The sequence below is a fragment of the Rhodococcus sp. BE178 genome (assembly GCF_050433545.1).
GTDB lineage: Bacteria > Actinomycetota > Actinomycetes > Mycobacteriales > Mycobacteriaceae > Prescottella.
In genome coordinates, this window is record NZ_JBNPXA010000007.1 from 1 (window position 1) to 25,051 (window position 25,051).

The 25,051-nt window shown below is 67.4% G+C and carries 24 protein-coding genes and 1 rRNA gene; 2 read left to right on the top strand and 23 right to left on the bottom strand.

The window, feature by feature from the left end:
- Positions 1-79 (bottom strand): 16S ribosomal RNA (locus tag J2X34_RS14180); the annotation flags it as partial.
- 564 nt (positions 80-643) lie between these two features.
- Positions 644-1,906, bottom strand: coding sequence for a UDP-N-acetylglucosamine 1-carboxyvinyltransferase (gene murA / locus J2X34_RS14185; RefSeq protein WP_429517896.1), 1,263 nt, complete (start codon positions 1,904-1,906; stop codon positions 644-646).
- 55 nt (positions 1,907-1,961) lie between these two features.
- Here murA and J2X34_RS14190 point away from each other — a divergent pair, with 55 nt between their 5' ends.
- On the top strand, positions 1,962-2,540 hold the full coding sequence (locus tag J2X34_RS14190) for a cob(I)yrinic acid a,c-diamide adenosyltransferase (RefSeq protein ID WP_429517898.1): 579 nt from the start codon (positions 1,962-1,964) through the stop codon (positions 2,538-2,540).
- A 74-nt stretch (positions 2,541-2,614) separates the two neighbouring features.
- Here J2X34_RS14190 and J2X34_RS14195 read toward each other — a convergent pair whose 3' ends face one another.
- The 13 genes from J2X34_RS14195 to prmC all read right to left on the bottom strand — a co-directional run bounded on the left by J2X34_RS14195 (position 2,615) and on the right by prmC (position 13,901).
- A complete protein-coding gene (locus J2X34_RS14195) occupies positions 2,615-3,037 on the bottom strand; it encodes a DUF2550 domain-containing protein (RefSeq protein WP_174909512.1) in 423 nt (140 codons plus the stop codon).
- 48 nt (positions 3,038-3,085) lie between these two features.
- On the bottom strand, positions 3,086-3,454 hold the full coding sequence (locus J2X34_RS14200) for a F0F1 ATP synthase subunit epsilon (RefSeq protein WP_114722173.1): 369 nt from the start codon (positions 3,452-3,454) through the stop codon (positions 3,086-3,088).
- 6 nt (positions 3,455-3,460) lie between these two features.
- Positions 3,461-4,909 (bottom strand): F0F1 ATP synthase subunit beta, encoded by a 1,449-nt coding sequence (gene atpD, locus J2X34_RS14205; RefSeq protein WP_114722174.1) that lies wholly within the window; start codon positions 4,907-4,909, stop codon positions 3,461-3,463.
- A gap of 3 nt (positions 4,910-4,912) precedes the next feature.
- Positions 4,913-5,893: a F0F1 ATP synthase subunit gamma gene (locus tag J2X34_RS14210; RefSeq protein ID WP_114722175.1), complete on the bottom strand. Its 981-nt coding sequence runs from the start codon at positions 5,891-5,893 to the stop codon at positions 4,913-4,915.
- Positions 5,894-5,941: 48 nt separating this feature from the next.
- The gene (atpA, locus tag J2X34_RS14215; protein ID WP_114722176.1) at positions 5,942-7,585 is read right to left on the bottom strand and encodes a F0F1 ATP synthase subunit alpha; all 1,644 of its coding nucleotides are present in this window, start codon (positions 7,583-7,585) and stop codon (positions 5,942-5,944) included.
- 61 nt (positions 7,586-7,646) lie between these two features.
- On the bottom strand, positions 7,647-8,471 hold the full coding sequence (locus J2X34_RS14220) for a F0F1 ATP synthase subunit delta (RefSeq protein WP_114722307.1): 825 nt from the start codon (positions 8,469-8,471) through the stop codon (positions 7,647-7,649).
- Positions 8,472-8,476: 5 nt separating this feature from the next.
- The gene (locus J2X34_RS14225) at positions 8,477-9,037 is read right to left on the bottom strand and encodes a F0F1 ATP synthase subunit B (RefSeq protein WP_114722177.1); all 561 of its coding nucleotides are present in this window, start codon (positions 9,035-9,037) and stop codon (positions 8,477-8,479) included.
- A 9-nt stretch (positions 9,038-9,046) separates the two neighbouring features.
- Positions 9,047-9,301, bottom strand: a complete 255-nt coding sequence (locus J2X34_RS14230; protein WP_114722178.1) for an ATP synthase F0 subunit C — start codon at positions 9,299-9,301, stop codon at positions 9,047-9,049.
- A gap of 71 nt (positions 9,302-9,372) precedes the next feature.
- The gene (gene atpB / locus J2X34_RS14235) at positions 9,373-10,152 is read right to left on the bottom strand and encodes a F0F1 ATP synthase subunit A (RefSeq protein WP_181818792.1); all 780 of its coding nucleotides are present in this window, start codon (positions 10,150-10,152) and stop codon (positions 9,373-9,375) included.
- A gap of 411 nt (positions 10,153-10,563) precedes the next feature.
- Positions 10,564-11,028 (bottom strand): hypothetical protein, encoded by a 465-nt coding sequence (locus tag J2X34_RS14240; RefSeq protein WP_429518169.1) that lies wholly within the window; start codon positions 11,026-11,028, stop codon positions 10,564-10,566.
- A gap of 41 nt (positions 11,029-11,069) precedes the next feature.
- Entirely contained in the window at positions 11,070-12,251 is a 1,182-nt protein-coding gene (locus J2X34_RS14245; RefSeq protein WP_114722180.1) for a glycosyltransferase family 4 protein, read from the bottom strand.
- A gap of 63 nt (positions 12,252-12,314) precedes the next feature.
- A complete protein-coding gene (locus J2X34_RS14250) occupies positions 12,315-12,977 on the bottom strand; it encodes an L-threonylcarbamoyladenylate synthase (RefSeq protein ID WP_114722181.1) in 663 nt (220 codons plus the stop codon).
- A gap of 33 nt (positions 12,978-13,010) precedes the next feature.
- Positions 13,011-13,901 (bottom strand): peptide chain release factor N(5)-glutamine methyltransferase, encoded by an 891-nt coding sequence (gene prmC / locus J2X34_RS14255; protein ID WP_174909503.1) that lies wholly within the window; start codon positions 13,899-13,901, stop codon positions 13,011-13,013.
- Between the two features lie 141 nt (positions 13,902-14,042).
- Here prmC and J2X34_RS14260 point away from each other — a divergent pair, with 141 nt between their 5' ends.
- Positions 14,043-14,450, top strand: a complete 408-nt coding sequence (locus J2X34_RS14260) for an amidohydrolase (RefSeq protein ID WP_114722183.1) — start codon at positions 14,043-14,045, stop codon at positions 14,448-14,450.
- A 9-nt stretch (positions 14,451-14,459) separates the two neighbouring features.
- On the opposite strand, the gene prfA is transcribed toward J2X34_RS14260, so the two are convergent.
- The 8 genes from prfA to argS form a co-directional block, all read right to left on the bottom strand.
- A complete protein-coding gene (prfA, locus tag J2X34_RS14265) occupies positions 14,460-15,539 on the bottom strand; it encodes a peptide chain release factor 1 (protein WP_114722184.1) in 1,080 nt (359 codons plus the stop codon).
- Between the two features lie 163 nt (positions 15,540-15,702).
- Positions 15,703-15,936, bottom strand: coding sequence for a 50S ribosomal protein L31 (rpmE, locus tag J2X34_RS14270; protein WP_031938367.1), 234 nt, complete (start codon positions 15,934-15,936; stop codon positions 15,703-15,705).
- A 215-nt stretch (positions 15,937-16,151) separates the two neighbouring features.
- Positions 16,152-18,152, bottom strand: coding sequence for a transcription termination factor Rho (rho, locus tag J2X34_RS14275; RefSeq protein WP_429517905.1), 2,001 nt, complete (start codon positions 18,150-18,152; stop codon positions 16,152-16,154).
- A gap of 332 nt (positions 18,153-18,484) precedes the next feature.
- A complete protein-coding gene (gene thrB / locus J2X34_RS14280) occupies positions 18,485-19,417 on the bottom strand; it encodes a homoserine kinase (protein WP_114722309.1) in 933 nt (310 codons plus the stop codon).
- A 77-nt stretch (positions 19,418-19,494) separates the two neighbouring features.
- Positions 19,495-20,598, bottom strand: a complete 1,104-nt coding sequence (gene thrC / locus J2X34_RS14285; RefSeq protein ID WP_114722186.1) for a threonine synthase — start codon at positions 20,596-20,598, stop codon at positions 19,495-19,497.
- Positions 20,595-21,908 (bottom strand): homoserine dehydrogenase, encoded by a 1,314-nt coding sequence (locus J2X34_RS14290; protein ID WP_114722187.1) that lies wholly within the window; start codon positions 21,906-21,908, stop codon positions 20,595-20,597. The genes thrC and J2X34_RS14290 overlap by 4 nt, the downstream gene beginning before the upstream one ends.
- Entirely contained in the window at positions 21,905-23,326 is a 1,422-nt protein-coding gene (gene lysA, locus J2X34_RS14295; RefSeq protein WP_114722188.1) for a diaminopimelate decarboxylase, read from the bottom strand. Before lysA ends, J2X34_RS14290 begins: the two co-directional genes overlap by 4 nt.
- Positions 23,323-24,975: an arginine--tRNA ligase gene (gene argS / locus J2X34_RS14300; protein WP_114722189.1), complete on the bottom strand. Its 1,653-nt coding sequence runs from the start codon at positions 24,973-24,975 to the stop codon at positions 23,323-23,325. Before argS ends, lysA begins: the two co-directional genes overlap by 4 nt.
- Positions 24,976-25,051: the final 76 nt, after the last annotated feature.

A 25,051-nucleotide genomic window follows, 5' to 3' on the forward strand; every position in this document is an offset into this window, starting at 1 on the left:
AAGGGCCTTACCGCTCGACTTGCATGTGTTAAGCACGCCGCCAGCGTTCGTCCTGAGCCAGGATCAAACTCTCCGTTGAAGACTCTAGATTGGCCGGAAAAACCGGCAATCAGTCATAGACATCGAGTCAAATCACTAGCAAAATAAACTCAAACTAGCTGTTGCGCTGACCATCCCAGACGGAAGAATGGAACGATCAGCAAACCCGCACCCAAAAAGGATGCGAGGTACCAAAAAATTGGCACTGACATTCATCGACACACTGTTGAGTTCTCAAAGAACACGCGCACACCACCACTCGAAACCCTCAGGCTCCTCGTTTCGGGGCAACTGTTCCAGCCTAACCAGATCCGGACCCGGACGCAAATCCGTGAACCAGAACCGATCGAAGCAGATTCGCCAGGCGCTCTCCGTACAACCTCGTTTTCCCAGTCCCTCAGGTCCGGGTCGGTGTCCGTGTCGCTCTGACCTGGAATAAGTTACGCGAGCCGGCGGTGGGCGTCAAACCGCCTGGTCGGAGACGTACGGAGCAGACTTTCCGCAGGTCGTGCGGCCCGACCGGAGACGATTACGAACAAACGTCCAGTTGTGACGCCGAGCACAGGCCCTCGAGAGGCTCCAGGGCCCCTCCCCTGCGCGGCCGCTACTCGCCGTCGACCACTCTCCGGATGTCGCCGCCCAGTCCCGACAGGTCCTCGACGAAGCGCGGGTAGCCACGGTCGATGTGGTAGACGTCGTGCACCTCCGTCACGCCGTCCGCGACCAGGCCGGCGAGGACGAGGCCCGCCCCTGCGCGAATGTCCGACGACCACACCGGGGCGCTGGACAGCTCGGGCACCCCACGCACTACTGCGTGATGGCCATCGGTCCGGGCATCGGCACCCAGCCGGATCATCTCCTCGACGAAGCGGAACCGCGCCTCGAAGACGTTCTCGGTGATCATCGAGGTGCCCTCCGCGATCGCGGCGAGCCCGATCGCCATGGGCTGCAGGTCCGTCGGAAACCCCGGATACGGCAGCGTCGCGAAGTTGACGGCCTGGGGACGCTTCGCCTGCGCCACGCGGAACCCATCAGCCTCTGCCGACACCTGAGCGCCGGCCGCCCGCAGCTTGTCGAGCACCAGAGTCAGGTGCTTGGGGTTCACCCCGCGAACGAGGACGTCACCGCGAGTCATGGCCGCCGCAATCCCCCACGTCGCCGCGACGATCCGGTCCCCGATGACGCGATGCGTGGTCGGCTCCAGCTTCTCGACACCGCGAATGGTCAGCGTCGTCGAGCCGGCGCCACTGATCTTCGCGCCCATCCTCGTCAGCATGTTGCACAAGTCGACGATCTCCGGCTCCCGCGCAGCATTGTCGATGACGGTCTCGCCCCTGGCGAGAACTGCGGCCATCAAGATGTTCTCGGTCGCCCCGACCGACGGGAAGGCCAATCGAATGTTCGCGCCGTGCAGGTCATCGGCTTCCGCCACAACGCATCCGTGCTCGATCTCGCTGTGAGCGCCGAGCAGTCGCAGTCCCGACTGGTGCATATCGAGAGGCCGAGAACCGATCGCGTCGCCACCAGGCAGTGCCACAACCGCCTTCCGGCAGCGTGCAACCAGTGGTCCGAGCACGCACACCGACGCCCGGAACTGGCGCACGGCGGCGAAGTCCGCGTGGTACTTGGGCTGGGCCGGCGTCGTGATGGTCGCAACGGACCCCTCGAGGACGACCTCGCACCCGAGGCCCCTGAGGACTTCGGCCATCAGGGGCACGTCGAGGATGTCGGGGCAGTTGCTGATCACACTGGTTCCCTCGGCCAACAATGCCGCGGCCATCAGCTTCAGGACGCTGTTCTTCGCCCCGCCCACTGGCACCTCACCGACGAGGCGGTTTCCACCAGTGACAAGAAAGCGCTCACTCACAGTCGCACAGCCTAGCCAGGGCTGCGGCAGACCTGCTGGGCGGTACCGTTAGCCCATGGCTGTTCACTTGACGCGGATCTATACCCGGACCGGGGACGACGGCACCACGGGACTCAGCGATTTCTCCCGTGTGTCCAAGAACGATCCTCGACTGATCGCGTACGCGGATTGCGACGAAACGAACGCGAGCATCGGCGTCGTGCTCGCTCTGGGTGCGCCACCCGAGGAGATCGTCGACGTACTCCGGCAGATTCAGAACGATCTCTTCGACGCCGGAGCCGACCTCTCGACACCTGTCGTCCCGGACCCGAAATACCCGCCTCTGCGCGTGACGCAGCCGTACATCGACCGCGTCGAGGCCTGGTGCGACCAGTTCAACGAGCGCCTCGAGCCGCTACACTCGTTCATCCTGCCCGGCGGCACCCCCCTCGGGGCCCTGCTCCATTCCGCCCGGACGATCGCCCGGCGCGCGGAGCGCTCGGCGTGGGCTGCCGTCGAAGCCAGCCCCGAGGACACCGGTGTGCTTCCGGCGAAGTACCTCAACCGACTGTCGGACCTGCTGTTCATCGTCAGCCGGCTGGCGAACCCGGGCGGCGATGTCCTCTGGAAGCCCGGTACCGGAGGCGACGCCTGACCGCAACCGGGTGACGCGAAAGGGAGGCCCGCGGGCCTCCCTTTTCTCTTTCCGTCAGCGGCGTCTCGGCTCGATCAGGCCGGACGACCGCGCATCGAACGCCCCGATGGCCGCGACTCGACCCACGAGAGGAACGCGGTCAGTGCGCCCCGGTCCAGCGCGATCTCGTACGTCCGGTCGCCATCCGTCACCTCGAGGATCACGATCTCGTCGGTCATGATGTCGTACTCGTTGCCGACCGGACCGCGACGAGCGCCGACCTCGATGCCCTGGCGACTCATCCGCGTGTCCGGACCCGGCCGCAGACTCGACAGCTTGAAGAAGACAAGGGAGCCCTCGCCGTACCGCACCACTCCGTGCCGCCAACCGCTCCCGCCGGGGGCGGGCGTGACACGGAGGATCGCGGCGGTCCCGCCGCGACGCAACACCGTCAGTCGATACACGAAAGCCGCGACGAAGACCGCGAGCAGCACAACCAGAATGATGAGAACTACCATCCCGATCGTCACTGCTCGTCGGCTCCGTCGCGGCTCGTCGTGAACTGACTAGGCGCGCTCGACCGCACGCAGCTGACCCTTGGCGACCGCAATCGCCTCGAGGTCGTCGGTGGTCTCAGCCAGGACGGCCTTGGCCGCCTCGACATCGACGTCCTGGGCCATGTCCGCGGACTCGGCCAGGATCGTCACCGTGGTGGCGGTCACCGAGAGGAAACCGCCGTGCACGGCCGCGACCACACGCTCGCCGTCGACGGTCGTGATCGAAACCACGCCGCCCTCCACCAGCTGACCGAGGACCGGCTCATGCCCGGGCATGACACCGATCTCGCCCTCGGTCGTCTGGGCGCTGACGAGCTTCGCCGATCCCGACCAGAGTCGCTGCTCGACGGCAACGAGTTCAACGGTCATCTCAGCCATGTCGGTCTACTTTCCGGCGATCTTCTTGGCAGCGGCCTCGACGTCGTCGAGTCCACCGCAGCTGTTGAACGCCTGCTCCGGCAGGTGGTCGAACTCGCCCTTGCAGACGCGGTCGAACGCCTCGATGGTGTCGCGCAGCGGCACGACCGAGCCGGGCTCACCGGTGAACTTCTCGGCGACGATGAAGTTCTGGCCGAGGAACTTCTGGATACGACGGGCGCGGCCGACGAGGACCTTGTCCTCTTCCTGAAGCTCGTCCATACCGAGGATGGCGATGATGTCCTGCAGCTCCTTGTACTTCTGCAGGATCCGCTTGACCTCGTTCGCGACGCGGAAGTGCTCGGCACCGACGATGCCGGGCTCCAGGATGCGCGAGGTCGACGTCAGCGGGTCCACAGCGGGGTAGATACCCATCTGCGAAATCGGACGCGAGAGTTCGGTGGTCGCATCGAGGTGCGCGAACGTGGTGGCCGGCGCCGGGTCGGTGTAGTCGTCGGCGGGGACGTAGATCGCCTGCAGCGAGGTGATCGAGCGACCACGGGTCGAGGTGATGCGCTCCTGGAGCTCACCCATCTCGTCCGCCAGCGTCGGCTGGTAACCCACGGCAGAAGGCATACGACCCAGCAGGGTCGAGACCTCGGAGCCGGCCTGGGTGAAGCGGAAGATGTTGTCGATGAACAGCAGGACGTCCTGGCCCTGGACATCGCGGAAGTACTCCGCCATGGTCAGCGCGGACAGGGCGACGCGCATACGCGTTCCCGGCGGCTCGTCCATCTGGCCGAAGACAAGGGCGGTGTCCTGGAGGACGCCCATCTCTTCCATCTCGAGGTGGAGGTCGGTGCCCTCACGGGTCCGCTCACCGACGCCTGCGAACACCGAGGTTCCGGAGAACTCGCGGGCGATACGGGTGATCATCTCCTGGATCAGAACGGTCTTGCCGACGCCGGCACCACCGAACAGACCGATCTTGCCGCCCTTGACGTACGGGGTCAGCAGGTCGATGACCTTGATGCCGGTCTCGAGGATCTCGGTCTTGCCCTCGAGCTGATCGAAGGCCGGGGGCTTGCGGTGGATGCCCCACTGCTCGCCGTCGCGACCGGTGCCCGGAGCGTCGAGGCAGTCACCGAGGGCGTTGAACACGTGGCCCTTGACGACGTCGCCGACGGGAACCGAGATCGGCTTGCCGGTGTCGGCCACCGCAGCGCCACGGACCAGGCCGTCGGTCGGCTGCATCGAGATGGTGCGCACCAGGTTGTCGCCCAGGTGCTGCGCAACCTCGAGCGTCAGCGTCTTCGCCACCGACGGCAGGGTGACCTGCGAGTGCAGGGCGTTGAACAGGTCGGGAACATGGCCGCGCGGGAACTCAACGTCCACAACGGGACCGATGACCCGCACGACCCGGCCGGACGTGGTGTCCTGGCCGTTCGCGTTGGTTTGGGTTACTGCTGCGGTCATGTGCTAGTCACTTCCTGCGCTCGAGGCCAGCGCATTCGCGCCACCGACGATCTCGCTGATTTCCTGGGTGATCTGGGCCTGGCGAGCCTGGTTTGCCTGACGGCTCAGGGTGTTCACCAGTTCGTTCGCATTATCCGTCGCGGCCTTCATCGCGGTACGACGGGCGGCAGACTCCGAGGCGGCGGAGTCCAGCAGAGCCGAGTAGATACGCGTGCTGACGTACTTCGGCAGCAGAGCCGACAGCAGCGTGCCGGCCTCGGGCTCGAAGTCGTAGCCAGCCACCGGACCCGACTTGCCGTCGTGCTGGCCGTTGGACAGGATGTCCTCGCCCAGCTCGATGTGATCCTCGGTGTAGTCCACCTCGAGCGGGGCCATCCGCCGGACTTCCGGCTTCTGGGTGAGCATCGAGACGAAGCGCGTGTAGACGATGTGGAGCTCGTCGACGCCCTCGATCGTGCCTTCCCCGTTCGGTGCCTCGACCTCGGCACCGGATCCGGCCATGAACAGCTCGACCAGGTGACGGCTCGCCTTCGCGGCATCCGCGTAACCGGGCTCCTGGGAGAAGCCGGTCCACGATCCGCCGATGTTGCGGCCGCGGAAGGTGTAGTAGCCGAGTCCCTTGGAACCGAGCACGTAGATCACGGGCTCCTTACCCTCGGAGCGCAGCAGCTGGAACAGCTCCTCCGCCTCTTTGAGGGCATTGGAGTTGTAACCGCCACACATGCCGCGGTCACTGGTGACGACCAGGACAGCGGCGCGCTTCGGGTTCGCACGCTCGTTGAGCAGCGGGTGATCGAGCGACGCCGAAGCACTGGCCAGCTCGGAGAGCACCTTGGTGATCTCCTCGGCGTACGGCTTGGAAGCCGCAACCCGGGCCTGCGCCTTCGTGATACGCGAAGTCGCGATCAGTTCCTGCGCCTTGGTGATCTTCTTGGTCGAGTTGACCGACTTGATGCGAGAACGCAGTTCGCGGATGCTTGCCATCGATCGATCACTCTCCCTTCGGGTGACGCTGAGTCATGGGGTCCACGCTCACTTGCTGACAGTGGTGCGCTTGACGGTGACCTTCTCCTGGCCGACCTGGGAAGCGTCGAGAGCTTCAGCCTCGGCCTCGTTCACGACACGGCTTCCGTCGGAGGCGAGGAAGCCCTGCTTGAACTTGTCGGTGGCCGCCATGAGGGCTGCGGTCGAATCCGCATCGAGGGCCTTGCCGCCCTTGATCGACTCGTAGACACCGGCAGCGTTGCGGTGCAGGTCCTCGAGCAGCTCGGCCTCGAAGCGACGGACGTCGCCGACGGGAACCGAGTCGAACACGCCTTCGCCGGCGAGGTAGATCGAGATGATCTGGTCCTCGACCGCGATCGGCGAGTACTGATCCTGCTTGAGCAGCTCGACGAGGCGCTGGCCACGCTCGAGCTGAGCCTTCGAAGCGGCGTCCAGGTCGGAGGCGAAGGCCGAGAAGGCCTCGAGCTCACGGAACTGGGCCAGCTCGAGACGCAGCGAACCGGAGACCTTCTTCATGCCCTTGGTCTGTGCGGCGCCACCGACTCGGGAGACCGAGATACCGACGTTGATCGCCGGGCGGATGCCCTTGTTGAACAGGTCGGACTCGAGGAAGACCTGGCCGTCGGTGATCGAGATGACGTTGGTCGGGATGTACGCCGAGACGTCGTTGGCCTTGGTCTCGATGATCGGCAGAGCCGTCAGCGAACCGCCACCGAGCTCGTCGGACAGCTTGGCCGAACGCTCCAGCAGACGAGAGTGCAGGTAGAAGACGTCACCCGGGTAGGCCTCACGTCCCGGCGGACGACGCAGCAGCAGCGAGATGGCGCGGTACGCCTCGGCCTGCTTGGTCAGGTCGTCGAACACGATGAGGACGTGCTTGCCCTGGTACATCCAGTGCTGGCCGATGGCCGAACCGGTGTACGGGGCCAGCCACTTGAAGCCGGCGGAATCGGAGGCCGGGGCAGCGACGATGGTGGTGTACTCCATCGCGCCCTGCTCCTCGAGCGCCTGCTTGACGCCGGCGATGGTGGAGCCCTTCTGGCCGATCGCGACGTAGATGCAGCGGACCTGCTGCTTCGGGTCGCCGGTCGCCCAGTTTGCCTTCTGGTTCAGGATGGCGTCGACGCAGACCGCGGTCTTGCCGGTCTTACGGTCGCCGATGACGAGCTGACGCTGGCCGCGACCGATCGGGGTCATGGCGTCGATGGCCTTGATACCCGTCTGCAGCGGCTCCTCGACGGGCTGACGCTCCAGCACCGAAGCGGCCTGCAGCTCGAGCGCGCGAGTCTCGGTGGTCTCGATGTCGCCGAGGCCGTCGATCGGACGACCCAGCGGGTCCACGACACGACCCAGGTAGCCGTCGCCGACCGGCACCGACAGAACGTCGCCGGTCCGCTTGACTTCCTGGCCCTCTTCGATGTGCTCGTAGTCGCCCAGGACGACCGCGCCGATCTCCGTCGCGTCCAGGTTCAGCGCCACGCCGAGCACGCCGCCCGGGAACTCCAGCAGCTCGTTGGCCATCGCCGACGGCAGGCCGGTGATGTGAGCGATGCCGTCGCTGGTGTCGGACACCGTGCCGACCTCCTCGCGGGAGGCCTCCGGTGAGTAGCTCGCGGTGTAGTTCTCGATCGCGCTACGGATCTCGTCGGAGGAGATCGTCAGCTCCGCCATGTTTTTCCTGCTCTCGGTATCTGGTCTTCGAAAAGATCGGGAGTATGTGTTCGGTCGTCGGCTACTTGAAGGTCTTCCGCAGGGCAGCGAGGCGACCGGCCGCGCTCCCGTCGATGACCTCGTGGCCCACCCGGACGACCATGCCACTGAGGAGGGCGGGTTCGACCTCCACGTGCACGGTGACGGGCTTGCCGTAGGTACGGGTCAGCGTCGCCGACAGGCGATCGACCTGCTCGCTCGACAACGCCGAGGCGCTGCGCACGTGCGCAACGGCCTTGTTCCGCTGAGCCGCAGCCAGCGTCGACAGTTCGTCGAACGCGTCAGCGGGAGCGGTCCGCAGGCGACCCACGGCCTGAATGGAGAGGGCCTCCGTGATCGCGGTGACCTTGCCGTACAGCAGCTTCGACAGCAGCTCGCGCTTGCCGGCGACGGGCGTCGAACGATCCGAAAGGACCTGCTCCAGCTGCGGATTGCCGGCAACGATGCGGCCGAGGCGGAAGAGCTCGTCCTCGACCGTGTCGCTCTGGTTCTGGTCCGCCGCTGCCCGGAGCAGGGACTCGCGTCCGACCGTGACCAGCGAGTTCAGCAGATCCGCCGAGGTCGACCAGTCCTGGCCCGCGGCGGCCTCGAGGGCTGCCAGCGCCTCGGCGCCGACCTTCCCCGAGAACACCTGGCGGGCCAGGCCCTGTCGACCAGCGGCAGGCGTGGACGCGTCGGCCAGGGCACTCCGAAGAGTGCGCTGACCGTCGAGAACCTCGACCACCGAGAACAGCTCGGATCCAGCCTGCGCCGCGGCCGAAGTGGCCGCGCCGGGAGAGACGGAATCCAACGCCGCGGTGAGCGCAGTACGGGTCTGCGTCAGGGCTTCACGGCTCGCTGCGTACATGGTGCTCACTTTCCTGCTGCGGAATCGGCGCTGACTGCGTCCAGCTCGTTGAGGAAGCGATCAACCGTTCCGGCGCGCTTGACGTCGTCGGCGAGAGACTCCCCGATGACCTTCTCGGCCAGGTCGACCGCGGTCTTGCCGAGGTCTCCCCGCAGCTCGGTCACGATCTGCTGACGCTGGGCGACGAGCTGGCTGTGACCGGCGGCGACGATGCGGTCGCTCTCCTCCTGAGCCTGTGCCTTCATCTCAGCGATGATCTGCTGGCCCTGAGTACGTGCTTCCTCGCGGATCTGTGCGGCTTCGGTGCGAGCCTCGGCGAGCTGGGCATGGTACTGCTCCAGCGCGGCCTTGGCCTCAGCCTGAGCCTCTTCGGCACGCTTGATGCCGCCGTCGATCTGCTCGGTGCGCTCGGCGAGAACCTTCTGGAACATCGGAAGGACAAACTTCCAGAAGACGAACCCGACGACCACCAGGGCAACGATCGACCAAGTGATGTCATACGTCGCGGGCAGGAGGGGGTTGTGTGTTTCCCCCTCGGCCGCGAGCAATGCAATGGTGGTTGACATGGTGTGTTCTTAGAAGATGAAGCCGGCAACGAGGCCGATCAGCGCGAGGGCCTCGGTGAATGCAATACCGAGGAACATCGTGGTACGAACCTGGCCGGCCATCTCGGGCTGACGGACCATGCCCTCGATCGCCTTGCCGACGACGATACCGATGCCGACGCCCGGGCCGATGGCCGCGAGACCGTAGCCGACTGCGCCGAGACCCTTGAAGGTGGTCGTCGTATCCTGCGCGAGGACCTCAACTGCCTGAAGCGCAACGCTCATGTGGTGTTCCGTTCCCTTTCTATTGCCCACCGCCGGGCGGCGAGTGGGACAGGTCTAACGATTGTGAGTGGTCAGTGCGAGTCGGCGTGGAGAGCCAGGTCGATGTACACCGAGGTCAGCAGGGCGAAGACGTACGCCTGCAGGAAGATCACCAGCAACTCGAAGAAGGTCATGGCGATGCCGGCCAGGATCGACGGCACGCCGAAGATCGCCTGGAACCCTCCGGAGGTGAAGAAGAAGTACTGCGTGGCGCTGAAGAACAGCACGAGCAGGATGTGCCCCGCGAGCATGTTGGCCATGAGACGGACCATCAACGTGAACGGCCGGAGCACGAAGGTCGAGAGGAACTCGATCGGGATGAGCAGCACGTGCAGCGCCGGCGGAACACCAGGCACCACGATGCTGGACTTCACGTACTTGAAGAAGCCGTACTTCTTGATGCCGACGTAGTTGAACGTGATGTATGCCAGTGCAGCGAGCACGAGCGGCATACCGATCTTCGCATTGGGCGAGATGTTCAAGAACGGCGTGATACTCGCGATGTTGCTTGCCAGCACGACGAAGAAGATGGTCGTGATGATCGGCAGGAAACGCTTTCCCTGCTCCTTGCCGAGGATGTCTTCCGCGATGTTGATCCGGACGAAATCGAGAGCAATCTCGCCAACGTTCTGGATACCGCGGGGAACGATCTTCGGGCTACGCATCGCGATGATGAAGAACAGTGCCACCAGGCCCGACATCAGCAGACGGATCAGCATCAGACGGTCGAGCTCGAAGGCGGTGCCTTCGAACAGCACTGCGGGCGGGTAGAAATCATCGAGTGACGGCGGATGGTATTCACCCGCGGCCATGAAGGTGACGCTCAGCGGTCTCTCCCGTAGTCGGCCGCAGGCATCACTGTCTGCGGTTCGATCGGACATTGACGATCTAACAAGTCGACCAGGTCGGCTCGCGTATTCGTCAGCAGCTGGAGACCCGGGTGAACCGGTCCTGGCGTCTGTCGGTGTCGGCGACGGTCGTCGACTCGGCAACGCGAGGGCGGTTCCGTCCGAATCGAAAATTCGGACAACTCCGACGACCCCTGCTGCCTGCAAGCGCGGCCCAATCTGCGGGTTCTATGGAATTTCCCGTAGTCAGCACACTCGCTTGGCCCAGAGACTATCAAGACATCTACGACGTTGTGTAGATGGGGTACCCCTTGAATCCGGGAAAGGCTCTCCGGGCATTCCCGGCACCCCCCTGCGGGCCCGCACGGTGACGGGCTAGTCGGTGCCCCCGTCGTCGTCGGACTCGGCGGGCGTGACATACGGAACCTTGGTCTGCATCACGCCGTAAGTCTCGGCGCCCAGCACGATGACCAGCGACAGGACAATGACGATGACCATGGCCTGGCGGTTGTAGAAGTCCAGTGGGTCCAGGATCGCGAGGACGGTGATCGCGAGGATCATCTTCAGCAGCCAGCTGCCGAGCAGCACCGCGCCGGCCGTTACGGCCGGGAGCTTGGCGGTCAGCAGCACCGCGAGGGCGGTGCACAGGATGAATCCGCCGCCGACGGCCGCTCCGAGGAGCGCCCCCCACAATCCCTCGACACCGGCGAACAGGCTCGCGATGATCGCACCTCCGACGGCAAGCACGAGCAGTCCGAGCAGTCCGTAACGGACGCCTCGGCGGAGGGCAGCGGTGGGATCGGAAGAGTACGGCGCGGGGGTCGAAGTCACGGCACCCAGGTTAGAGGAAGGCTGCGGGATGCCCGCTGCCCCCGCCTTGCCTACCGGCGGCGATCCTGCTGCAAACCACGCCATGATGGCACCGCCGTGACCACCAGCGCGAACACCAGTCCACCGGCCACCAGTAGGACCACGACCCGCCGATCGATCAGCGCCGAGCCGACCGCTCCGAACGCGAGTACCGCGACCCACAAATAGATCAGCAGCACGACGCGACGGTGGGAGTGACCGATCTGCAGCAGTCGATGGTGCAGGTGCATCTTGTCCGGGCTGAACGGGCTGACCCCGGCCCGCGTCCGCCGAACGATGGCGAGCAGCAAATCGAGGATCGGAATGAACATGACCGCACCCACCAGCAGGAGCGGTGAGAGCAGGCCGAGCAGATCCCGGGACCCGTACGCACTCAGACTGATCCGGCCGGAGGCACTCGTCGAGACCGCTGCCAGGGTCAGACCGATCAGCATCGACCCGGAGTCGCCCATGAAGATCCGGGCCGGCTGGAAGTTGTGCGGCAGGAAGCCCAGACAGGCGCCGGCGAGGGCCGCCGCGATCATCGCCGGGGGGTACGCGCTGACGTCGCCGCCCTGGTCGTGGAGCAGTCCCACCGAGAAGGCACAGATCGCGAGCGACGCGATCAGCCCGAGCCCGGCCGCGAGGCCGTCGAGGCCGTCGACGAAGTTCATCGCGTTGATCATCACGACCGCCACCGCGACCGTCACCAAGCCCGCCTGCAGTTGATCGAGGATCACCGTGGTGCCCTCGCCGAACGGCAGGAAGACGATGTACCAACTGACCCCCATGACGACGAGGATCCCGGCCGCGGTCACCTGACCGACGAACTTGGTGAGCGCGTCGAGGCCCCAGCGATCGTCGATCACACCGACCAGCACGATGACGAAACCGGCGACCAGGACCGCGCTGATGTCGGTCGTGAACTCGAACCCACGTGTCAGGGCCGGTAGCTGCTGCGCGAACAGGAGCGCGACGAGCATGCCGATGTACATCCCGACACCACCGAGTCGTGGTGTGGGCTGTACGTGGACGTCGCGGTCGCGGGGCACGGCGACCGCCCCGAAGCGAATCGCGAGCACCCGGACCGCGCCCGTCCCCAGGAACGTGACGACGGCTGCGGTGAACAGCACCAGGAGTAGCTCACGCAGCGGCACACCCGCCCCGTTGCCACCCTGGGCGAGCGCCAGCAGGGCCGTATCCGCAGGACTCACCTGGACGACGCTACCGGCCGACCGGCCGACGGCCGGGATTGTGCACGACGAGTCCCGTCACGACTACGCCCCTCCCGGCAGCAGACTCTCCGCGGTGACACCGAGCACCTCGGCGACGTCGGCGGTCGACACCGCTCCCTCGCGGAGGATGCGCGGCTCGTCGCCGGTGAGGTCGACGATCGTCGACGCGACGGCGTGGGCGGCCGGTCCGCCGTCGAGGTAGACGCTGGCGGCCCCGCCCAACTGGTCGCGGGCTTCGTCGACGGTGGTCGCCGGCGGGCGTCCGGAGATGTTGGCGCTCGAGACCGCGAGCGGACCCACCTCACGCAGGAGGTCGAGCGCGACCGGGTGCAGCGGCATCCGCAGCATGACCGTCCCCCGGCTGTCGCCGAGATCCCAGGCCAGCGAAGGCGCTTGCTGCACAACGAGACTCAGACCACCGGGCCAGAAGGCCTTGATGAGGTCGCGTGCCTGCGGGCGCACCGAGTAGACGAGTCCGTCGATCGTGTTCCACGACCCCACCAGGACCGGCACCGGCATGTCCCGACCGCGCCCCTTGGCCCTGAGCAGGCTTGCGACGGCGTCACCGTCGAACGCGTCGGCGCCCAGTCCGTACAGGGTGTCGGTCGGCAGCACGACCAGTCGGCCGGCCCGCAGCGCGTTCTTGGCCGCGGTCAGTCCTGCTTCACGGTTGTCGGGTTGCTTGCAGTCGTAGACGGTGCTCACTCCCCCATCCTTTCACTCACGCTCGGAGCGCCGTCATCGTGCCGCCTCGACATCGGTCGCAACGCGGTGCGCCACCACGAATCGGGGCCGACCCGCGAGATCCGGATGTTCGACGACGTGATCGAACACCCGGCGTGACCGGAACAGTTCGGCGACCTGGGCGCCGTTGGTGTCGTCGTGCTCGACGCCCACCGCGCCGCCGATGCGCAGCCACCGCGCAATGTTGTTGACCATCGGCTTGATCACCGACAACCCGTCCGCCCCACCGAACAGCGCGGTGTGCGGATCGTGGTCGGCCACTTCGGGGTCCAGCACGGCGCCCTCGGGAATGTACGGCGGATTGGAGACGACGAGGTCGACGCCACCCTCGAGTTCGGTGAGCAACGCGCGGTCGGTCACGTCGCCCTGGACGAGGCGGATCGGAGTGTCGCCGGCCTCGCGCCGACGATCGGAGTTGCGGCGCGCCCACGCCAGCGCCTCCGGCTGGAGTTCCACGGCATGGACGACGGCATCGGGCCTGGCGTGCGCGATCGCCAGCGCGAGCGCGCCGGATCCGGTGCACAGGTCCATCACGACGGGCGCACGGCGGCCGGACGACTCGAGATGTGCGAGCGCCCACGCCAGCAGGAGTTCGGTCTCCGGCCGCGGAACGAACACCCCCGGCCCGACCTCGAGCGAAATGTTGCCCATCGCAGTCGATCCCGTGATGTATTGCAGCGGAATACGTTCCGCGCGGCGCGCCACGAGCTTGCGGTACTCGTCGATCACGGGCGGGTCCACCAGCGGCACGAGGCCGAGTCGCGTCCGTTCGACGCCCAGCAGGTGCGCGGCGAGGAGCTCGGCATCCACCCGCGCCGAGGGGACCCCGGCTCTCTCCAACTCGGCGGCTGCCTCGATGATGGCCAGGCGGATGGGTTGTCTCACGGGTACAGACTGCCACGTCGGTCACGGACGCAGCACGGATAGGTGCCGGACGGCTTGCGCGGACGCTCCAGCGGCCGTACCGGCGATAGAATACGACCGGTCTGGACACCGTCAGACCGAGGCCGGACGAAGGAACATCCCATGTTCTCCGCCACAGCGGCGCGCTTGCTGACCGCCGCAGCATTCACCACAGTCACCGTCGCGATCGGACCCGCTCTCGCGCACGCCACCCCGTTCGACGTACAGCCGGCACCGGCGATCTGCCCCAACGGGATGGGAGTCGCCGACGCCACTCCACTGCCCGGTGGACGGCTCGCGATCAGCGTCGACGAGCCGCCGCCGGCCGGCGGCGGCAGGGTCGTGTGGGTCAACAACTCCACCGGCGCCAACGGCATCGCCACGCTCACCAACAACGGGACCCGCGCCGAGTTCGTCGCGGACACCGGACCGGGCACCGTCGTCACCGTGCTCGACGGTGTCTACACCAACGGCGCCGGTCAGCCCTGTGTGCTGGCGCAGGGCGGCGTCGCCACCACCGTCGTCCCCTGACGCGGGCGGCTACTCGGCAGCGAGACGCGCTTCGCGGTCGGCCTTGCCGAGGGCGTCGAGCAGCGCTTCCATGTCGCCGTCGAGGACCGCGTCGAGGTTGTGCGCCTTGAACCCGATGCGGTGATCGGTGATGCGGTTCTCGGGGAAGTTGTAGGTGCGGATGCGCTCGGAGCGGTCGACCGTGCGGACCTGGCTCTGACGACCCGCCGACGCCTCGGCGTCCGCGGCCTCCTCAGCGGCAGCCTGCAGGCGTGCCGCGAGCACCTGCATCGCGCGGGCCTTGTTCTGTAGCTGCGAACGCTCGTTCTGGCAGGTCACGACGATGCCCGTCGGCAGGTGGGTGATCCGCACCGCGGAGTCGGTGGTGTTGACGCCCTGGCCACCCTTGCCCGACGAGCGGTAGACGTCGATGCGCAGATCGGTCTCGTCGATCTGCACCTCCTCGACCTCCTCGGGCTCGGGGTAGATCAGCACACCGGCGGCGGAGGTGTGGACGCGTCCCTGCGACTCGGTCACCGGCACCCGCTGCACGCGGTGCACGCCGCCCTCGAACTTAAGGCGCGACCAGACACCGTCGCGGACGTCGCCCTTCGACTTGATCGAGATGGTCGCGTCCTTGTATCCGCCGAGATCGGAGACCGTGGCGTCGAGGATCTCGACCTTCCAGCCGGCCCGCTCGGCGTGACGGACGTACATCCGGGCGAGGTCGGAGGCGAACAGCGCCGATTCCTCGCCGCCCTCGCCGGACTTGAGCTCGAGCACCACGTCGTCGCCGTCGTGCGGATCCCGCGGGGCCAGCAGGTCGGTGAGTGCCTTGTCGAGCTCGGTGACCGTCTCCTCGAGCGCGGGAATCTCGGCCGCGAAGGTGGAGTCGTCGGCGGCGAGCTCACGCGCCGCCTCGAGATCCTCCTGCGCCGCCACGAGCTTGGCGTACGTGGCCATGACGGGTGCGAGCTCGGCGAAGCGCTTGCCGGCCTTGCGTGCCGCGGTCGGATCGTTGTGCAGTGCCGGATCGGCCAACTGCTGCTCGAGACCTGCGTGCTCGGCCAGGATGTCGTCGATCGCCGACGGCTGCGTCGTCCCTGCCATGGTGGGCTCCTGTTTCGCGTTTCGCGCACTTGTCGGTGTTTTCGAAGCCTCCGGACCGCGGCAAGCGCGCCAAACGCGGTTCAGGGGACGGCACAACTGTCGTGCCGGAGAAAAAGACCGACGCCCGGCCTGCAGAATCGCAGGACGGGCGTCGGCGGGACAGCTACTGGTCGGCAGCGGCCTTCTTGTCGGCACGCTTGCCGTAGCGAGCCTCGAAGCGAGCCACGCGGCCGCCGGTGTCGAGGATCTTCTGCTTGCCGGTGTAGAACGGGTGGCACTGCGAGCAGACCTCGACGTTGATACGTCCGCTGGTCGCGGTGCTGTGGGTCTCGAACGTGTTACCGCAACCGCACACGACGGTGGTGGCGACGTATTCGGGGTGGATTCCAGCCTTCATGGTGTCCCTTTCGATGGCCGCCGGGTCGACCTCGCCGTTCGAGGCCGTGAACCGGAACCGGACATGATTGTCACGCGATCGCCCATTCTGCCAGAGGCGGACGCATCCTCATAAACGCGCCCCCACGGGGATTGATTCCCGCCCGATACGACCTCGTCCCCGCTGCGCGAGGCACACGGGGACGAGATCGTCGATCAGGTTCGGGCCTGTGGAGGTCAGTCCCCCAGCGCGCCCGGAGCAGTCTTCGAGACCTGCATCAGGAACTCGATGTTGCTCTTGCTCTTCTTGAGGCGGTCGACGAGCAGGTCGATGGCCTGGTGCGAATCGAGGCCGGAGAGCACACGCCGCAGCTTGTGCACGACGGCGAACTCGTCGGGGCTCATCAGCAGCTCGTCCTTGCGGGTGCTGGACAGGTTGACGTCCACCGCCGGGAAGACGCGACGCTCGGCGATCTTGCGGTCGAGCTTGATCTCGGCGTTGCCGGTGCCCTTGAACTCCTCGAAGATCACGGTGTCACCAGTCGAGCCGGTCTCGACCAGCGCGGACGCGATGATGGTCAGCGAGCCACCGTTCTCGATGTTGCGAGCGGCACCGAGGAATCGCTTCGGCGGGTACAGCGCGGTCGAGTCGACACCACCGGACAGGATGCGTCCCGACGCGGGCGACGAGTTGTTGTACGCGCGGCCCAGACGGGTGATCGAGTCGAGCAGAACCACGACGTCGCGACCGGCCTCGACGAGGCGCTTCGCGCGCTCGATCGCCAGCTCGGCAACCGAGGTGTGATCGGCCGGCGGACGGTCGAACGTCGAGGCGATGACCTCGCCGTTCACCGAGCGCTGCATGTCGGTGACTTCCTCGGGACGCTCGTCGACGAGGACGACCATGAGGTAGCACTCGGGGTTGTTGACCGTGATCGCGTTCGCGATATCCTGCAGGACGGTGGTCTTACCGGCCTTCGGCGGCGACACGATCAGGGCACGCTGACCCTTACCGATCGGCATGATCAGGTCGATGACACGCGTGGTGAGGATGTTCGGCGTGGTCTCGAGGCGCAGTCGCTGGTTCGGGTAGAGCGGCGTGAGCTTGTTGAACTCCGGACGCTTGCGCGCCGCCTCGACGTCGCCACCGTTGACGGTGTCCAGGCGCACCAGCGGGTTGAACTTCTGCCGCTGGTTGCTCTGCTGCTCGCCCTCACGGGGAACGCGGACCGCGCCGGTGATCGCGTCACCGCGACGCAGGCCGTTCTTGCGAACCAGGTTCATCGAGACGTACACGTCGTTCGGGCCTGCGAGGTAGCCGGAGGTGCGCACGAACGCGTAGTTGTCGAGGACGTCGAGGATGCCGGCGACCGGCTGCAGGACGTCGTCCTCGCGGATCTCGGGCTCGCGGCCCTCGCGGACCTCGCCGCCCTCGCCACGGTCGCGTCCACGACGGCGCTCACGGAAACGGCGTCCGCGACGTCCGCGACCGCCCTCTTCGTCGTCACCGTCACGGCGTTCACCGCGACCTTCGCCACGAGGTCCGTTGCCGCCCTGGGAGCGGTCGCCGCCCTGAGCACGCTCGCCGCGGTCACCGCGTTCGCCACGCTCACCGCGCTCACCGCGCTCACGACGTCCGCCGCGCTCGCCGCGGTCGTCGGACTGCTGGTCCTTGCCCTGGTCCTTGGTCTGCTCCCGGCCCTGCTCCTGCTTGGAGTCGGCCGCCTTGGGCTCGGCCTGGGCGGTGTCGGCCTGCGCGTTCTCCGCCTCGGCACCCTCGGGAGCACCCGTACGACGCGAGGCGCCGCGACGCTGACGACCACGACGGCTGCCCTGCTCGGCGTCGGCGCTCTCCTGCACATCGGCAGTCGCCGGTGCCGACGACTCGGCGCTCTCCTTGCGAGGCGCCGGCGCTTCCGCAGCGGGAGCGGCTTCGGCAGGAGCCGCCTTGGCGGCACTCGAGCCACCCTGACGCTCCTTGATTGCGGCGATCAGGTCACCCTTGCGCATTCCCGAGGTGCCCTTGATACCGAGTTCGCCCGCGAGCGAACGAAGCTCGGCGAGCACCATCCCGGACAGCCCGGCTCCACGCCGGGCCTCGGCACGCTTGGTGGACGCGACGACCGCGCCCTCGCGCGGTGCAGCGTCAGAAGTCTTTGGAGAATTACCCGCCCGGGCACCCTCGGCCTCTGCCGGGGAATCTTGAACAGGCGTGGCAATCAGGTCCGTATCGGTCACGGAGGTCCTTTCCTTCCCTCGCTCGCGCTGCGCAAAGCCGAGGGTTCGTCCCGCAGTTCAGTCGACAACTGAACTCGGATGTGCCGTATCCGCTGGATGGAATGTCGGCCTTGTCCCCCATCACATCACCCGAGAAGGCGGGTGCTGTCGATCGATCCACGCAGAAGAAATCGCGTAGGAATCGTGCCAGGATTACCCCGAAGAAATGGAGTGATTGCCCTGGTGAAGCACCGGCGTCTGAAGCGCACGATGTACGGACACGCTCAGGATAGCGGCGAATGCCCTACTCGGCAAGAACCAGTCCTGAGCGCGTCCCATCGGTCCATCCGGACTCAGTCGATCTGAACGCCGTCTGCGATCTCGAGTTCGAGCACTCGCAGGGCCTCGCGCTCGGCCTCGACCCGCAGCGCCTCCGGGAACGGCCGGTCGGAAAGCGCCAGCACGGTCGGGCCGGCGCCCGAGACGGTGGCCGCGATCCCCGCCTCACGGAGCTTCGCGATCCACCGCGTCGTCAACGGCAGCGCCGGAGCGCGCTGCGTCTGGTGCAGCTTGTCCTCCGTCGCGGTCATCAACAGATCCGGTCGCTGGGTGAGCGCGACGACCGCGAGCGCACCGCGGCTGACGTTGAACGCGGCGTCGCGGTGCGGAACCGTCTCCGGCAGCAGTCCGCGGGTGAGCGCGGTCGACGAACGCTCGGACGGCACCAGTGCCACCACTCGGACGTCGGGGTGCACCGGCAACCGCACCGCGCGGTAGAGGCGCTGCGCATCGTCGTCGTCCGAGGTCTCGCTCCACGACACCACTGCCCCGCCCAGCACGCTGGCGGCGGCATTGTCGGGATGTCCCTCGAACTCCGACGACAGCTGCACCAGCTGCGCGTCGGTGAGCTCGAGTTCGGGAGCCGCCTTGCGGGCGAGTCCGTTGGCCGCAGCCAGGCCACCGACAGCGGCCGAGGCCGAGGAACCGAGCCCGCGCGAGTGCGGAATGGCGTTCCGGCACACCACATCCAGGCCATCGGCCCACACTCCCGCCGCTTCGAGACCCCGCTCGATGGCGCGGACGACGAGGTGCGACGGACCCCACGGCACGTCGTCGGCGCCCTCACCCTCGACCCGGACGGTCAGGCCCGACTCGGTGGTGGTGACCGTGATCTCGTCGTACAGACCCAGCGCCAGCCCCAGGGTGTCGAATCCCGGACCGAGATTCGCACTGGACGCGGGGACGCGCGCGGTCACCGTGAGTCCGATGGGGAGGGTCTGTGTCATCGTCTGGTTCCGAGTCGTGGTCCGGGTCGTCTCGTCCTGGTTCGCCGGCGTGGCTGCCGTGTCCCTGGCCGCGGTCACTACGCCAGCTCGAGGGCGGAGGCGACAGCCACGGGGTCGACCGGGATCGGCTGCACCGCAGGCATGCCCGCGAGCGCGGTGTCGGGATCCTTGAGGCCGTTGCCGGTGACGGTGCAGACCACGGTCAGGCCGGAATCGAGCCAGCCCTCCTTGCGCGCGGCGAGCAGGCCCGCGACGCTGGCGGCCGACGCCGGCTCCACGAAGACACCCTCGGTGGCCGCGATCAGGCGGTACGCCTCGAGGATCTCCTCGTCGGTCGCGGCACGGAACGCGCCGTTCGACTCCTCCTTGGCGGCGACGGCACCGTCCCACGACGCGGGTGCGCCGATGCGGATCGCGGTCGCGATGGTCTCGGGATCCTTGACCGGGGCGCCGTGCACCAGCGGAGCGGCACCGGCGGCCTGGACACCGAGCATGCGCGGACGCACCGAGGTGATCCCGTCGGCGAAGTACTCCGAGTAGCCGCGCCAGTAGGCGGTGATGTTGCCGGCGTTACCGACGGGCAGCGCGTGCACGTCGGGGGCCTTGCCGAGGGCGTCGCAGATCTCGAATGCGGCGGTCTTCTGGCCCTCGATACGCACCGGGTTGACCGAGTTGACCAGGCCGATGGTCGGGAACTCGGCGGTGGTCTTGCGAGCCAGCTCGAGGCAGTCGTCGAAGTTGCCCTGCACCTGGATGATTCGCGCGCCGTGCATGACGGCCTGCGCGAGCTTGCCCATCGCGATCTTGCCCTGCGGAACCAGCACGGCGCAGCCCATCCCGGCCTTGGCGGCGTACGCGGCGGCGGAGGCGGAGGTGTTACCGGTGGACGCGCACAGCACGGCCTGCTGGCCGCGGGCGAGGGCGTCGGTGACGGCCATCGTCATGCCGCGGTCCTTGAAGGAACCGGTGGGGTTGAGGCCCTCGACCTTGAGGTACACGTCGCAGCCGGTGAGCTCCGACAGGTGCCCGGCGGGCAGCAGCGGCGTGCCGCCCTCGCGCAGGGTGACGGTCTTCCAGTTCGGTCCGATCGCGAGCCGGTCACGGTAGGCCTCGATCAGTCCCGGCCACGGCGTGTGGACGGGGGTGGTCTTGGTATCGGCCTTGGGGTTGGCGCCGGTCATTCGGAGGTACCTTCCAGTCGGAGCACGCTGGTCACAGCGGTTACAGATTCGAGTTCGGCAAGGGCGGCAACCGTTTCCGACAGTGCCGCGTCGTTCGCGAGGTGAGTGACGACCACCAGGCGCGCGCCGTCGCCGGCGCCCTCCTGCCGGACCGTGGAGATGCTGACGCCACGCTTGGCGAACTCGGCGGAGACCGCCGAGAGGACGCCGGCGCGGTCGGCGACCTGCATGTTCACGTAGTACCGGGTGGGAATGTCGCCCATCGGCGCGATCGGCAGGTCCGCGTACTTGGACTCGCGGGGTCCGCGTCCGCCGTGCACGCGGTTGCGCGCGGCCATGACGAGGTCGCCCATGACGGCCGACGCGGTGGGAGCGCCACCGGCGCCCTGGCCGTAGAACATCAGGCGGCCCGCGGCGGCGGACTCGACGACCACGGCGTTGTAGGCGCCGTTGACACCGGCGAGGGGGTGCTCGCGCGGGACGAGCGCCGGGTACACGCGGGCGGAGACGCGCTCGCTGCCGTCCTCGCCGACGATGCGCTCGCAGATCGACAGCAGCTTGATCGTGCAGTCCAGCGACTTCGCGGCATCGAGGTCGGCGGAGGTGATCTTCGAGATGCCCTCGCGGTACACGTCACCGGCAGTGACGCGGGTGTGGAACGCGATCGATGCGAGGATCGCGGCCTTCGACGCCGCGTCGAAGCCCTCGACGTCGGCGGTCGGGTCGGCCTCGGCGTAACCCAGACGACCGGCCTCGGCGAGCGTGTCGGCGTAGTCGGCGCCGGTCTCGTCCATCGCGGACAGGATGAAGTTGGTGGTGCCGTTGACGATGCCGAGGACGCGGTCCACACGGTCACCGGCGAGGGACTGGGTCAGCGGGCGGATCACCGGGATCGCGCCGGCGACGGCGGCCTCGAAGTACAGGTCCACGCTCTGCCGCTCTGCCGCCTCGGCGAGTTCGCCGGTGTACTCGGCGAGCAGGGCCTTGTTGGCCGTCACCACGGACTTGCCCGCGTTGAGCGCTGCGAGCACCAGCTTGCGCGGCAACTCGATACCGCCGATCACCTCGACGACCACGTCGACGTCGTCGCGGGTCACGAGGGACTCCGCGTCGGTGGTCAGCAACTCCCGCGGCACGCCGCGATCACCGTCGATGCGGCGCACCGCGACACCGCGCAGTTCCAGACGCGCACCGACTCGGGCCTCGAGGTCCGTCGAGTGGTCCCGGATGATCCGAGCCACCTCGCTGCCCACGGTCCCGAGGCCGAGAACAGCCACCCCGATGGCGCGCTGCGCCGATTCGCTGGTCACTCCGAAACCTCCAAGCTGAGCAGATCTTCCACAGTTTCCCTACGCAAGATTAGGCGTGAGGCGCCGTCTCGCACTGCCACCACGGCTGGGCGGGTGAGCAGGTTGTACCGGCTGGACATCGAATAGCAGTATGCGCCCGTCGCCGCGACCGCGAGCAAATCTCCGGGACCCAGGTCGTCCGGCATCCACGCGTCGCGGATGACGATGTCACCACTTTCGCAATGCTTGCCGACGACACGCGCGACGACGGGCTCGCCGTCGCTGTCCCGCGAGACCAGACGCGCATCATATTCCGCCTGGTACAGCGACGTGCGGATGTTGTCACTCATGCCGCCGTCGACGCTGATGTACCGCCGGGTCGCACCGGCGTCGAGGGTGACGTCCTTGATGGTGCCGACCTCGTACAGCGTGATGGTGCCCGGACCGGCAATCGCGCGGCCGGGTTCGACCATGAGGGTCGGGGTGGGCAGTCCCGCGGCCTCGGACTCGGTGGCGACGATGTGCGCGAGCTTGGCCGCGAGCTGGTCCACGGGCGGCGGATTGTCGCTGGACAGGTACGAGATACCGAGACCGCCGCCGAGGTCGACGATCGACAGCTGCGCGGTCTTCTCCGGCCCGAAACGGTCGACGATCTCGCGCATCAGCCCGATCACGCGGTGCGCGGCCAGCTCGAAGCCGTCGACCTCGAAGATCTGCGAGCCGATGTGGCTGTGCAGACCGACCAGTCGCAGGTTCGCCGAAGCGAACACGGCGGCAGCCGCCTCCATGGCCTTGCCGCCGGACAGCGAGAACCCGAACTTCTGGTCCTCGTGGGCGGTCGCGATGAACTCGTGGGTGTGCGCCTCGACACCGACCGTGATCCGGATCAGCACGTCCTGCACGACACCGTGCCGAGCCGCGACCTCGTCCAGGCGGTCGATCTCGACCATCGAGTCGAGCACGATGTGCCCGACGCCGGCGGTGACCGCGGTGTCGAGTTCGGCGACGGACTTGTTGTTGCCGTGCATCGTGATGCGCCCGGCGGGGAACCCGGCGTGCAGCGCGACGGCGAGTTCGCCGCCCGATGCGACGTCCATCGACAGTCCCTCGTCACGCACCCAGCGGGCGATCTCGGCGGACAGGAACGCCTTGGACGCGTAGTGCACGCGCTCGGCGCCGCCGAACGCGCGCGCCATTTCGCGGCACCGGGACCGGAAGTCGTCCTCGTCGACGACGAACAGCGGGGTGCCGTACTTCGCGGCCAGGTCGGTGACCGGGACACCGGCGATGCGGACGACACCGTCGGCGCCACGCTCGGCGCCACGCGGCCACACCTGCGCGGGCAGCGCCGTCATCGCCGACGCCGTGGTCGGACGCGGCGGCAGCCCGGGGGCGTGCTGGATCTCGGCGTGCCGGGGACCGGCGGGATGCGCGTTCACATGCGCTCCGGGGTGGAGACGCCGAGCAGTCCGAGACCGTTGGCCAGCACCTGACGCGACGCGTCGCACAGGGCCAGACGCGCGGTGTGCAGGTCGCCGGCCTCCTCCTCGCCCTGCGGCAGGATGCGGCACGCGTCGTAGAAGCGGTGGTAGGTGCCCGCGAGCTCCTCGAGGTACCGCGCGATGCGGTGCGGCTCGCGCAGGTCGGCGGCCTTCGCCACGACGCGCGGGTACTCGCCGATGGTGCGGATGAGGTCGCCCTCGCGGTCGTGCGTGAGCAGACCCAGGTTCGGGTTCTCCGCGCTCAACCCCAGGTCGGCGGCGTTGCGGGCGATCGAGCACAGGCGCGCGTGCGCGTACTGGACGTAGTACACCGGGTTCTCGTTGCTGGTGCTGGTCCACAGCTCGAGGTCGATGTCGATGCTCTGGTCCACCGACGAGCGCACCAGGACATACCGGGCGGCGTCGACGCCGATCGCCTCGACGAGATCGTCGAGGGTGATGACGGTGCCGGCTCGCTTGCTCATCTTCACGGCCACGCCGCCGCGAACGAGGTTGACCATCTGCCCGATCATGACCTCGACGGTGTCCGGATCGTCACCGAACGCGGCCGCGGCGGCCTTGAGGCGGCCGATGTAGCCGTGGTGGTCGGCGCCGAGCATGTAGATGCACAGGTCGAAGCCGCGGGCCCGCTTGTTCTGGAAGTACGCGATGTCACCGGCGATGTAGGCCGCGTTGCCGTCCGACTTGATGACGACGCGGTCCTTGTCGTCACCGAAGTCGGTGCTCTTGAGCCACCACGCACCGTCCTCGTGGTACAGGTTGCCGGAGCTCTTGAGGGTCTCGACCGCCGTCTCCACCGCGCCCGACTCGAACAGCGAGTTCTCGTGGAAGTAGACGTCGAAGTCGACGCCGAACTCGTGGAGCGTGCGCTTGATGTGGGTGAACATCAGCTCGACGCCGATGGACCGGAAGGTCTCGTGGCACTCGGCCTCGGGCAGCTCGAGGACGCCCGGGGCCTGCTTCTGCACATCGGCGGCGATGTCGACGATGTATTCGCCGGCGTACCCGTCCTCCGGCGCCGGTTCGCCCTTCGCCGCGGCGATCAGCGAACGCGTGAAGCGGTCGATCTGGGCGCCGTGGTCGTTGAAGTAGTACTCGCGCGTCACGTCGGCGCCCTGCGTGGACAGGATACGGCCCAGCGCGTCGCCGACCGCGGCCCAGCGGGTTCCACCGAGGTGGATGGGGCCGGTGGGGTTCGCGGAGACGAATTCGAGGTTGATCCGCTTCCCGGCGAGCGCGTCACCCGCGCCGTACGCCGCGCCCGCCTCGAGCGCCTTCGCGACGATCGCGCCCTGCGCGTCGGCTGCGAGGCGAATGTTGAGGAAGCCGGGTCCCGCGACGTCGGCCGAGTCGATGCCCTCGGACGCCGTCAGCGCCTCCGCCAGCCAGGTGGCCAGATCGCGGGGATTGACGCCGGCCTTCTTGGCGACCTGCATCGCCACGTTGGTGGCGTAATCGCCGTGCTCGGGATTTCGCGGACGCTCGACCGTCAACGTCGCGGGCAGTACGGATACGTCGAGTCCGTGCTCGGCGAGCACCTTCGCGGCGGTCCCTCGGAGCAGTTCGGCAAGGTCGGCTGGAGTCACAGGAGTCCATCTTATTGCCTGGACGAGCACACCGATTACCCAGTATCGCCCTCTCAGAGGTTTCACTCAGGGTCGG

Bases quoted from the DNA above. Each gene is read 5' to 3' on its own strand.
- J2X34_RS14190 (WP_429517898.1), top strand. From the start codon at position 1,962: ATGGCTGTTCACTTGACGCGGATCTATACCCGGACCGGGGACGACGGC.
- J2X34_RS14195 (WP_174909512.1), bottom strand. From the start codon at position 3,037: ATGGTAGTTCTCATCATTCTGGTTGTGCTGCTCGCGGTCTTCGTCGCG.
- J2X34_RS14200 (WP_114722173.1), bottom strand. From the start codon at position 3,454: ATGGCTGAGATGACCGTTGAACTCGTTGCCGTCGAGCAGCGACTCTGG.
- atpD (WP_114722174.1), bottom strand. From the start codon at position 4,909: ATGACCGCAGCAGTAACCCAAACCAACGCGAACGGCCAGGACACCACG.
- J2X34_RS14210 (WP_114722175.1), bottom strand. From the start codon at position 5,893: ATGGCAAGCATCCGCGAACTGCGTTCTCGCATCAAGTCGGTCAACTCG.
- atpA (WP_114722176.1), bottom strand. From the start codon at position 7,585: ATGGCGGAGCTGACGATCTCCTCCGACGAGATCCGTAGCGCGATCGAG.
- J2X34_RS14220 (WP_114722307.1), bottom strand. From the start codon at position 8,471: ATGTACGCAGCGAGCCGTGAAGCCCTGACGCAGACCCGTACTGCGCTC.
- J2X34_RS14225 (WP_114722177.1), bottom strand. From the start codon at position 9,037: ATGTCAACCACCATTGCATTGCTCGCGGCCGAGGGGGAAACACACAAC.
- J2X34_RS14230 (WP_114722178.1), bottom strand. From the start codon at position 9,301: ATGAGCGTTGCGCTTCAGGCAGTTGAGGTCCTCGCGCAGGATACGACG.
- atpB (WP_181818792.1), bottom strand. From the start codon at position 10,152: ATGGCCGCGGGTGAATACCATCCGCCGTCACTCGATGATTTCTACCCG.
- J2X34_RS14260 (WP_114722183.1), top strand. From the start codon at position 14,043: ATGTTCTCCGCCACAGCGGCGCGCTTGCTGACCGCCGCAGCATTCACC.
- prfA (WP_114722184.1), bottom strand. From the start codon at position 15,539: ATGGCAGGGACGACGCAGCCGTCGGCGATCGACGACATCCTGGCCGAG.
- rpmE (WP_031938367.1), bottom strand. From the start codon at position 15,936: ATGAAGGCTGGAATCCACCCCGAATACGTCGCCACCACCGTCGTGTGC.
- thrB (WP_114722309.1), bottom strand. From the start codon at position 19,417: ATGACACAGACCCTCCCCATCGGACTCACGGTGACCGCGCGCGTCCCC.
- thrC (WP_114722186.1), bottom strand. From the start codon at position 20,598: ATGACCGGCGCCAACCCCAAGGCCGATACCAAGACCACCCCCGTCCAC.